The organism is Pseudomonas sp. RGM2987, assembly GCF_022952855.1.
Classification (GTDB): Bacteria; Pseudomonadota; Gammaproteobacteria; order Pseudomonadales; family Pseudomonadaceae; genus Aquipseudomonas.
Window position 1 is genome coordinate 1 of sequence record NZ_JALJDX010000105.1, and the last position, 11,147, is coordinate 11,147.

General features: G+C 63.3%; 7 protein-coding genes. 5 read left to right on the forward strand and 2 right to left on the reverse strand.

Annotated features, from left to right (window positions below):
- Nucleotides 1-283 precede the first annotated feature (283 nt).
- Both RGM2987_RS02125 and RGM2987_RS02130 read right to left on the reverse strand, forming a co-directional pair.
- Complete coding sequence (locus tag RGM2987_RS02125) at nucleotides 284-589, reverse strand: hypothetical protein (RefSeq protein ID WP_245138473.1); 306 nt, start codon at nucleotides 587-589, stop codon at nucleotides 284-286.
- 97 nt (nucleotides 590-686) lie between these two features.
- Entirely contained in the window at nucleotides 687-2,309 is a 1,623-nt protein-coding gene (locus tag RGM2987_RS02130) for a PvdJ/PvdD/PvdP-like protein (RefSeq protein ID WP_245138474.1), read from the reverse strand.
- 664 nt (nucleotides 2,310-2,973) lie between these two features.
- Here RGM2987_RS02130 and pvdM point away from each other — a divergent pair.
- The 5 genes from pvdM (at nucleotide 2,974) to RGM2987_RS02155 (ending at nucleotide 11,037) form a co-directional block, all read left to right on the forward strand.
- Nucleotides 2,974-4,344 (forward strand): pyoverdine-tailoring dipeptidase-like protein PvdM, encoded by a 1,371-nt coding sequence (gene pvdM, locus RGM2987_RS02135; protein ID WP_245138475.1) that lies wholly within the window; start codon nucleotides 2,974-2,976, stop codon nucleotides 4,342-4,344.
- Entirely contained in the window at nucleotides 4,341-5,621 is a 1,281-nt protein-coding gene (locus RGM2987_RS02140; RefSeq protein ID WP_245138476.1) for an aminotransferase class V-fold PLP-dependent enzyme, read from the forward strand. Before pvdM ends, RGM2987_RS02140 begins: the two co-directional genes overlap by 4 nt.
- A gap of 23 nt (nucleotides 5,622-5,644) precedes the next feature.
- Entirely contained in the window at nucleotides 5,645-6,520 is an 876-nt protein-coding gene (locus tag RGM2987_RS02145) for a formylglycine-generating enzyme family protein (RefSeq protein WP_245138477.1), read from the forward strand.
- 319 nt (nucleotides 6,521-6,839) lie between these two features.
- Nucleotides 6,840-8,489, forward strand: a complete 1,650-nt coding sequence (locus RGM2987_RS02150) for a cyclic peptide export ABC transporter (protein WP_245138478.1) — start codon at nucleotides 6,840-6,842, stop codon at nucleotides 8,487-8,489.
- Nucleotides 8,490-8,589: 100 nt separating this feature from the next.
- The gene (locus RGM2987_RS02155; protein ID WP_245138479.1) at nucleotides 8,590-11,037 is read left to right on the forward strand and encodes a TonB-dependent siderophore receptor; all 2,448 of its coding nucleotides are present in this window, start codon (nucleotides 8,590-8,592) and stop codon (nucleotides 11,035-11,037) included.
- Nucleotides 11,038-11,147 lie beyond the last annotated feature (110 nt).

Here is an 11,147-nt window from a genome sequence, read left to right on the forward strand (position 1 = left end):
GCTTGCTCCCGCTGGGCTGCGAAGCGGCCCCCAGCTTTTTGCGGCTGCTGCGCACCCGAGCGGGAGCAAGCTCCCTCGCCACAGTGGGCCTGCATCAACCCGAATTTGGTTCCAACACCCCCCCCTGTGGGAGCGAGCCTGCTCGCGATGGCGGTGCATCTGTCACCGTGATGTTGAATGTGCCGCCGTCATCGCGAGCAGGCTCGCTCACAGGTTTCCTGTCGCTCGCCAAGCCTGAGCGCGACCCCCCATCCAATGTAGTGCTCGTTTGGATAGCCTGGGATTACCCCGCCGCCGCAGGGATCTTGATCGCGGCCATGGCGAGGTCAATCAGTGCCTGGCTGTCGGCCGCATCCACGTCGCTGTCGCCATCGATATCCCCGTGCACCGAAACCTGGTCGAATGGGCCTTCGGGCTTGGTCCTGGTCACGCGCACGGCGTAGGAAGAGATGATCGAGTCGCGAAACTCATTGTCCGGGTTGTCATCGACAAAACCCGTCATCCGGGTCACGAAATCAATTTCCACCGCCCGATAGGTTTGTCCGGTTTTCTCGGTCAGGGTGATCAACACGCCTTTGCTGGTTTCCATGGAAGCCCCTTTGTAGATGACTCGCTGGCATTGGCCGCAATCTATCCCCAGCGGCGGGCGGCGTCTGCTGTAAGAACTAACAGGTACATGCGGAATGCTAAACCGGCTTGGCCTTGAGATTGCGCGCATACCACGGCCGTTGCGGCACGCGGCGAAACAGTTCGGAGAGTTTCTTGTCGTCGCTGCCGAAGGTGATGCGCAGGGCCAGTTTCATGGTTTCCGGGTCCATTTCCACCGAGCGCCCGGCCTGTAGCCCCGGCGTGGTACTGCAGCCATGGGTGTCCGGGCCCAGCCACGGGTCGGCGATTTCCACCCAGCGGCCGGGGGCGAACCAGGGTACGCCGTTGACCGTCAGCCGGCTGATTTCGCCGGGATGGAAGCGTTCGTGGGCGCGGAACCAGTCTTCGAGGCGGTCGTCGATCCAGCCGTGGAAGGCCCAGAACACCGGGTTCACGTGGGACGAAAACGGATCGCCAAGAAAGTCGTTTTCCGCCGCAAACCAGCGCTGGGCGAAGTCGGCCGGGTCGCGGGCGAACGGCACCGGGTGGCCGTTGGACGGATCGCGAGGCACCGAGGCCCAGCGCATGTGCAGCCAGTCGTGCAGGCCCAGTTCCACTTCCGAACCGAACTGGCCCAGGGTCAGTTTCGACAGATAGCGCGGGTCACGGTAGCGCGATTCCCAGACCTGGAAATTGCTGTGGTAAGTCTCGGCGGTCTTGATGTCGCTCACCCACTGGGCGTATTGCTCATCGCCATCGGCCAGCCAGGTGGGCGGCAAGGCGGTGCCATCGTGGTTATCGAAATAGCGGGCGAACCCGAGGCGATCACGTTCCAGCTCCGGTTGCGGCAACGGAAAGCGCGGCCACGAGGGCAACGCCTGGAACGAACGAGCCGTACCGAGCATGTGCCGGTGCATGAAAAAGAAATCGATCCCCGAACCGTTGCGATCCTTGCGCGGGCCACGGGCATCACGCTCCTGATCCCGCGGGCCGGGTTGCCAGCCGATACCGCGCAGGGCGTTGCGCTTGTCTTCGTCGAGGGTGTGCCACTTGTCCCGCGAGGCATGCCAGAGCTGGTGAAACAGCCGATGCTCAGGCGACACCAACCAGGCCAGCAGCGCCGGGCTCAGCGGCGTACGCTCCCGGGCCTCGGGAAAGCGCTGCTTGACGGCGATCACCTGAAGGTCCTGCTCAGGCAGCGCCAGCGGACGATCCAAACGCAACACCCCACCGCTGAGCGTCGCGCTGCCGGCATTGCCGAAACCGGCCCAGACTTCATCCAGGGTCATGATGAACTCGTAATCCGGCGCGCCGTCCGCAGCCCCAGTGCCGATCAGCCGCCAGCTCACCTGCTTGGGGTCGGTCCCGGCCAGGTCTCCCAATACCCGATAACGCGGCACATCCACGCCACGCAGCCGTTCGGCGGTGTCGAGATAACCCACCAGGCCACGGCCTTTATGGGCGATGTCGAGGAACAGTTGCAGGCCTCCATCCGGCACGCCTTCTAGGCCCGCGTCACCACCGCTGAAGCGAATCGACCAGATCCCCCGCAACGTATCCGCCCGGCGCTGCCCCGCCACATCCGCCACCTCGAACGAGGCCTCGCCAGGGGTGATGGTCGGGTCCGGCCGGGTCAATTCACGATGCCCGTAATACACCGCCGGCACAGCGGCACCGGTCAGCGCCAGGCCTGCCATGAACCATCGTCGAGAAATCGTCATTGCCTTACCTGTGTCAGCCTTTGAGGGTGGGTTTTATCCAAGCTAGAACGAGGGGTGGGTTGGCAAATTTAGGGGGGCGGTTGCCTGTTAGGTCGCTATCGCGAGCAGGCTCGCTCCCACAATGGATCGCAGTAAGGTCGGGAGAGACAGGTTGGCTATCAGGCCGCCTTCGCGGGCAAGCCCGCTCCCACAGTTGGATCTGGGTAAGACGGGAGATATAGGTCGGCTGTCAGGCCGCCTCGCTTGGCTTTGGCTTTGGCTTTGGCTTTGGCTTTTGATCTTGGGCGCCCCATCAACCACAAGGGCCGAACGCAGGCATTGCGTAGTGGGCATCCCGGCATGGATGCCGGGATAGCCGCGCAGGGCCATGGATGGCCCATCGCGGCGGGCACACGGAGCAATGCCGGAGTGAGGGCACACCGAGCCTAGGCGAGGTGCCCAGTGGTGGGGCAAGAGCGTTTTGCTTACTTTTGCGCTTCTCAAAAGTAAGCCGCCGTCAGGGCGGAACCCTAAGCAGCCATGACCGCAGCAATGGATATGTACCCGGTCAAAAAATCCAAACAGCCTGTCAGGCCACCTAAATTTCCCCGCCAACCACTCGTCCTCCCCACATAGCAAAGCCCCCACGCCTGCCCATCCAAGGCGAACCAAATCGAGATCGGCAATGAAAACTCCACGTTCGAAAAAGGCTCTTTTCACCGGCGTGCCCCTGGCCCTGGCGCTGGTGGTCGGCGGCGGCCTGGCAGCCTGGGACCATTGGTGGCGAGACAACCCGGGCTACCCCGTCAAGGTGATGAAAGAAGCCAAGGCATTGCACGAACACCTGCTCTCCTTCGACAGCCACATCACCGTACCACTGGATTTCGGCACCGCCGGCCACGAGGCCGACAAGGATGGCAGCGGCCAGTTCGACCTGGTGAAAGCCAATCGCGGCCAGCTGTCCGGCGCCGCCCTGACGGTCTTCGGCTGGCCCGAGCTGTGGAACGGCCCCAACGCCCCACACAAACCCACCGCCGGTTTCGTCGAGGAAGCGCGCAACCAACAAGAGGTGCGCTACAAGATCATCAGCGGCCTGGTCCGCGACTTTCCCAACCAGGTCGCCATCGCCTACACCCCGGACGACTTCCGGCGCCTGCACGGCGAAGGCAAGTTCGCGATTTTCATCAGCATGCTCAACGCCTATCCCCTGGGCCACGACTTGAGCCTGCTGGACCTCTGGACCGCGCGCGGCATGCGCATGTTCGGGTTCAGCTACATCGGCAACAACGACTGGGCCGACTCCTCCCGCCCGCTGCCGTTCTTCAATGACTCACCCGATGCCCTCGGCGGCCTGTCGGACCTGGGCAAGCAAGCGGTGACGCGCCTGAACGACCTGGGCGTGATCATCGATGTGTCGCAGATGTCGAGCCAGGCCCTGGAACAAGTCGCGCAACTGAGCCGCACCCCGCTGGTGGCCTCGCATTCGGCACCCCGGGCGATGGTCGACATCCCGCGCAACCTCAGCGACAAGGAACTGCAACTGATCAAACGCAGTGGCGGCGTGGTGCAGATCGTCGGCTTCTCCCAATACCTGCGCCCGCTGACGCAAAAGACCCAGGACAAACTCAATGCCCTGCGCCAGCGCTTCGACCTGCCGCCACTGCCCAACCTGGCCATGGCACTGATGCCGGGCGACCCGATCATCGCCGCGTGGCCGGAGCAGAAGTTCGGCGAATACGCCGCGCAGCTCTACGCCATCCTCGAGGAAGAACCCAAGGCCAGCCTCAAGGACCTGGGGGACGCCATCGATTACACCGTGCGCAAGATCGGTATCGACCACGTCGGCATCAGTTCGGACTTCAACGAAGGCGGCGGTGTGAAAGGCTGGGAGAACGTCGGCGAGATCCGCAACGTCACCGCCGAACTGCTTACCCGCGGCTACTCCGAAGCCGACATTGCCAAGCTCTGGGGTGGTAATTTCCTGCGGGTCTGGGACCAGGTGCAACAAGCCGCCCGCCCCCCGGTGGCCTCGGCCCGGCAGGTCAGCCAGCCATGAATGAACGCCGCACTTTTCTCAAGCAGGCCGGCATCCTCGCGGCCGGCTTGCCGCTGGCGGCCAGTCTCCCGGCACAGGCAAGCGCCAAGCCACTGCCATCGCTGTCCCGAGACAAATGGGCGCAACTGCGCACGTTGTTCGACCAGGACCCGGACTATCTGCACTTCTCCAATTTCCTGATCACCACCCACCCGCGTCCGGTGCGCGAGGCCATCGAAAGACACCGCGCCGCCCTCGACCAAAACCCGGGGCTGTTGATGGACTGGGACCTGGGCGTGACCGAGAAGCGTGAGGAGAACGTACGGACCTGGGCCGGTCGCTACCTGCAAGCCAGTCCCAAGCAGATCGCACTGACCGGCAGCACCACCGAAGGCCTGGCGATGATCTACGGCGGCGTGCGGGTGCGCGCCGACCAGGAGATCCTCACCACCGCCCACGAACACTACGCCACCCACACCATTCTCGATTTGCGCGCCCAACGGGACGGCACCCGGGTGCGCAAGATCAAACTGTTCGAGCAAGCCAACGCCGCCAGCCACGACGAGATCCTCAGCGCCATCGACCGCAGCATCCGCCCCGAAACCCGGGTGCTGGGCATGACCTGGGTGCATTCGGGCAGCGGCGTAAAACTGCCCATCGGCAAGATCGGCGCGCTGGTGGACAAGCACAACCAGGGCCGCAGCGACGACCGGCGGCTCATTTACGTGGTGGACGGCGTACACGGTTTTGGCGTCGAGGACCTGGGCTTCCCCGAGATGAACTGCGACTTCTTCATCGCCGGCACCCACAAATGGATGTTCGGCCCACGGGGCACCGGCCTGGTGTGCAGCCGCAGCGAACAGCTCAAATACGTCACGCCGATCATCCCGACGTTCTCCGAAGCCACGGCATTTTCCACGGTCATGACGCCCGGCGGTTTTCATGCCTTCGAGCACCGCTGGGCGGCGGACGAGGCGTTCAAGCTGCACCTGCAACTGGGCAAGGCCGAGGTCCAGGCGCGCATCCATGGCCTCAACAGCTACCTGAAAAAGCAACTGCTGGCGAAACCGCAGATCGAGCTGGTCACACCGTTGAGCCCCGACCTGTCGGCCGGCTTCACCTTCTTCCGGGTCAAGGGCCGCGACAGTGACGAGGTCGCCAGTTACCTGATGAAAAACCGGGTAATCGCCGACGCCGTGCATCGCGACGCCGGGCCGGTGGTGCGTACCGCGCCTGGGCTGCTCAATACCGAAGCCGAGATCGATCGCTTCATGGGCGTGCTGAGCCAGACACTCTGAACCTGACTTTACGAGAGAGACCGATGAACCGCTTTTCGTTGACGCTACTTCCCGCGCTGCTCGTTGCCGCCCTGCTGCCCTCCGCCGCCCACGCCTCGCAACCGGGCCAGGTGCTGCGCGATTGCAAGGACTGCCCGGAGATGGTCGTGCTGCCCACCGGCACCTTCCAGATGGGCACCCCGGAAGACGAAGTGGGACGCGAGCCCGACGAAGGCCCGATGCACCCGGTGACGTTCGCCCGCCCGGTGGCGATCAGCCGTTTCCAGATCCTCAAAAGCGAGTGGTTCGCCTACCTGCGGGACACCGGCTACACCATGCCCGATGGCGATGAGCGACCGGGGCGGGCGTGCAAGGCCGGCATCCCGGACTACCAGGGCAGCGACCCGCGCAAGCAATACACCGACCGGCACCCGGCGGTGTGCATGGATTTCGCCGAGGCCAACGCCTATGTGGCGTGGTTGTCGAAAAAAGCCGGCAAGCCTTACCGGCTGGTCAGCGAGTCCTTGCGCGAGTACGCGGCACGCGGCGGCAGCAGCGGCCCGTTCCCCTTCCCGTTCGATGACGGCAAGGACTACAGCATCGCCCGGCACGCCAACACCTACGGCGCCGCCGACGGCTACAACTTCACCGCCCCGGCCGGCAGCTTCGCGCCCAATGCCTTCGGCGTGTACGACATGCACGGCAACGTCTATGAGTGGACGGCCGATTGCTACAACGAAAATTACGTCGGCGCTCCCAGCGACGGTAGCGCCTGGTTGACCGGCAAGTGTGAGTTCCGGCGCATCCGCGGCAACGATTGGGGCGAGGCGCCGGTGTTCTCCCGCTCCGGCAACCGCAACGCGCTGGTGCCGGGGGTGCGTGGCGACTGGATCGGGTTCCGGGTGGCGCGGGATATGTAACCCGAGTTTGCATGGTTGGGGGAGCTTTCTGTGGCGAGGGGATTCATCCCCGCTGGGCTGCACAGCAGCCCCCAAACAAACGACACCGTCCAGTCAGAAATATCCAGACAATATTCATTGGGGCTGCTCCGCAGCCCAACGGGGATAAATCCCCTCGCCACAGGTGCTTTGTTCGCCTGGGCCTACCGAGTCAAGCATCCTTAAATCCCCTCCCTCGCCAATCGTCTAACAGACGGGCGCGATCCAACCGGCGCACCTGCGCCCCTTAGCAAATGTCCCCAACGCCTCCGCTCCTTTTCCATCCAGCAGGGAACCCTCCATGAGCCAACCAAAACGCGGTGTGATCAATGAATTGTTCACCCTGCTCAAACCCTTCCGACTGATTGTCATCGGCGCCATCGTGCTGGGCATGGTCGGTGGCCTGAGCGTCACCGTGCTGCTGGCGACGATCAACCAGGCGCTGCACGCCGAAGGCGGCCTGACCCACACCGTGGTGGGGGTCTTCGCCGCGTTGTGCCTGCTGGCACTGGTCAGCTCCATCTGCTCGGACATCGGCACCAATTATGTCGGCCAGAAAATCATCGCCCGGTTGCGCAAGGAGCTGGGGGAAAAAGTCCTCTCGGCGCCCATCGAGCAGATCGAACGCTACCGCAGTCACCGACTGATCCCGGTGCTGACCCATGATGTCGACACCATCAGCGACTTCGCCTTCGCCTTTGCCCCGCTGGCGATCTCCCTGACCGTGACCCTCGGCTGCATGGGTTACCTGGCCATGTTGTCGTGGCCGATGTTCCTGCTGATGCTGGTGGCAATCGTCATCGGCACCGTGGTCCAGTACATCGCCCGCGGACGCGGGATCAAGGGTTTCATGGCGGCCCGCGATGCCGAGGACGAACTGCAAAAGCACTACAACGCCGTTGCCGAAGGCGCCAAGGAACTGCGCATCCATCGCCCGCGCCGCCAGCGCATGTTCGTCTCGGGCATCGAGCGCACCGCCGACCATATCTGCGATACACAGATCCGTTCGGTGAACACCTTCGTGATCGCCAAGACCCTGGGTTCGATGCTGTTCTTCGTGGTGATAGGCCTCGCGCTGGCCTTGCAATCGCTGTGGCCGAGCACGGACCAGGCGGTGATGAGCGGCTTCGTGCTGGTGCTGCTGTACATGAAAGGCCCGCTGGAACACCTGATCGGCACCTTGCCGATTGTCAGCCGCGCGCAGATCGCCTTCCGCCGTATCGCCGAGCTGTCGGAACAGTTTTCTTCGCCGGAACCGCATCTGTTGCTGAGCGACCAGGGTCATCCACAAGCGACTGTGCAACACCTGGAACTGCGCGACGTTTCGTACGCCTTTCCAGCGGTCGAAGGCGCTCGGCCTTTCCGCCTCGGGCCGGTCAACCTGAAGATCGACCAGGGCGACATCGTGTTCATCGTCGGGGAAAACGGCTGCGGCAAAACCACGCTGATCAAGCTGCTGCTGGGCCTGTACGCCCCGCAACAAGGGGAAATCCGCCTCAACGACCAGGTGGTGAGCGCCCTGACGCGGGACGATTACCGCCAATTGTTCACGACGATTTTTGCCGACTACTACTTGTTCGACGACATCGTGCAGGGCGACACCCATATCCCGGAGGACGCCAACAAGTACCTGCAACGCCTGGAAATCGCCCACAAGGTCAGCGTGCGCGACGGCGCCTTCACCACCACCGACCTTTCCACCGGCCAGCGCAAGCGCCTGGCGCTGGTCAACGCATGGCTGGAAGAGCGCCCGGTGCTGGTGTTCGACGAATGGGCCGCCGACCAGGACCCGACGTTCCGGCGGATTTTCTACACCGAGCTGCTGCCGGACCTCAAGCGCCTGGGCAAGACCATCATCGTGATTTCCCACGATGACCGTTACTTCGATGTGGCCGACCAACTGGTGCGGATGGAGGCCGGAAAAGTCGTCACCGAAATGCAGCCGGCGTAAATAGTCACGATTCTCATTTCCGGTTTTGCCACGGTCGTGCGTCCTAATTAGGAATTGCTCACAACTACATCCATTAAACACCTGCAAGAGTGAAACACTGATGCCAGCAACTCCGGGGATTCCACGTTTTACCAAGGCACTGATCATGCGTCGCCTGCTGCAACCAGGCTTTAGCGCCATCGCGTTCAGCATGGCCCTGGCCTTGCCGTTCAGCGCACAGGTCCAGGCACAGGAAATCGACTTCAACATTCCAGGACAATCGCTGGCGAGTGCATTGCAGGCATTGAGCACGCAGTCGAGCCTGCAAGTGCTGTATAGCGCCGACGACGTCCAGGGCCTGCGCAGCCAACCGGTCAACGGCCGGTTGTCGCCGACCCAGGCGCTGTCGCAGATGCTGGTGGGGACCGGCGTCGTGTTCACCGTCGAAGGCGACACCGTCACCGTGCGCTCCCGGGCCCCGGGCGATTCCCTGGAACTGGCGGCCACCACCATCAGCGGCCGTGCGGCAGAATCGGCGTATGGCCCGGTGGACGGCTACGTCGCCACCCGCAGCGCCACCGGCACCAAGACCGATACGCCGATCCTGGAAATCCCGCAGACCATCAACGTGGTCACCGCCGACCAGATCGCGACCCAGGGCGCCCGCAACCTGACCCAGGCCCTGCGCTATACGCCGGGCCTGAACACCGGCGGTTTCACCGATCGCAACGCCATCGCCGACGAAATCACCAGCCGCGGCTTCTCGCCGACCCCGCTGTACCTGGACGGGGCCTACCTGCCCTACGCCGGCAGCCTGGGCGGCGCGCCGCAGATCGATCCGTACACCCTGGAGCGCATCGAAGTGCTCAAGGGCCCGTCGTCGGTGCTCTACGGGCAGAACCAGCCGGGCGGCCTGATCAACATGGTCTCCAAGCGCCCGACCACCGAACAGCGCAGCCAGATCAAGCTCGGCGCCGGCAGCTACAACCGGGTCAACGGCGCGTTCGACACCAGCGGTCCGATCGACGACCAGAAGCAATTCAGCTATCGCGTCATCGGCCTGGCGAAAAAAGGCAACCAGCAGGTCGACCACACCCACAGCGAACGCATGCTGCTGGCGCCGAGCCTGACCTGGGCGCCCAACGAAGACACCTCCCTGACCTTGCTGGCACAGATCCAGAAGGACGATGGCCTGGAAGACTACCAGGCGCTGCCGCGGATCGGTTCCCTGGAACGCGGCCCGAACGGCCAGCGCATCGACCGCAATTTCTTCTCCGGCGACACCCGCTGGAACGACTACAAGCGCGACCAGTTCATCCTCGGCTACGACTTCAGCCATAACCTGACCGATGACCTGAAGTTCCGCTCCACCGCGCGCTACACCGACGTGCGAGACCAGTACAAGGGCTTCTACCTGCGCAGCTTCGTCACCAGCGGTGGCGTGACCGACCAGACCCAGGCCAACCGCGTGAAACTCGACTGGCGGCAGCACAACACCGCCTACACCATCGATAACAACGTGGAGTACAAATTCAACACCGGCGCCCTGGAACACACCACCCTGGCAGGCCTGGACTATCGCCACTTCAATCGCAAGTACGATGGCTACAACGCCTACAACGTCGTGCCGATCAACCTGTACGGCAGCAACAACTATGACACCGGTAGCGTGACCCCGACGCTGGACACCAAGTGGGACAACACCGTGCGCCAGACCGGCGTCTACCTGCAGGACCAGATCAAGCTGGACAAGTGGATCCTGACCGTGGGCGGCCGCCAGGACTGGGCCGAAGTGGATAACAAGGACCTGCTGGCCCGCAGCGTGTCGCAGCTGCGCGACAACAAGTTCACCGGTCGCGTGGGCCTGACCTACGTCACCGACTTCGGCCTGGCACCGTACGTCAGCTACTCCGAATCCTTCCTGCCGACCCTGGGCACGGACGCCGCCGGTAACTCGTTCAAGCCGACCGAGGGCGAGCAGTACGAAGTGGGTGTGAAGTACCAGCCGTTCGACAAGACGCTGATCACCGCCTCGGTGTTCGAGATCAAGCAGAAGAACCTGGTGACGGCCGACCCGGCCGATCCTGCCAACTCGATCCAGTCCGGGGAAGTCCGTTCGCGTGGCGTTGAACTGGAAGTCAAATCGGCCATCGACAACGTCGAAGTCATGGCGGCCGCTTCCTATCTCGACTCGTTCTACACCAAGGACAACTACGGCAACGAGGACAACCGCAGCGAGCAACAGGCGCCGGTTTCCGCCACCCTGTGGGTCGATTACCACTTCACCCAGGCCAACCTCAACGGCCTGACCTTCGGCGCGGGCGCACGCTATACCGGTCGCAAGCCGGGCGACGCGGCCAACTCGTTCGACGTACCGGCCTTCACCGTCTTCGACACCACCGTGCGCTACGACCTGGGCAAGATGACCCCGAGCCTGCGCGGCGTCAGCACCAGCCTGAACGTGCAGAACGTCTTCGATCGCGAATACGTGTCCCACTGCAACTACTCGTTCGGTTGCTACTACGGCCAGGAACGCGTGGCTTCGGTGGATGTGACTTACGACTTCTAAGCAACACCGCGGTAAAAAGAAACCGGGCCTTGGCCCGGTTTTTTTATCTGCCCCAAACCCTGTAAGAGCAGCTGTGAATACAGACTTATAAACCCCAATAACCCCTGTGG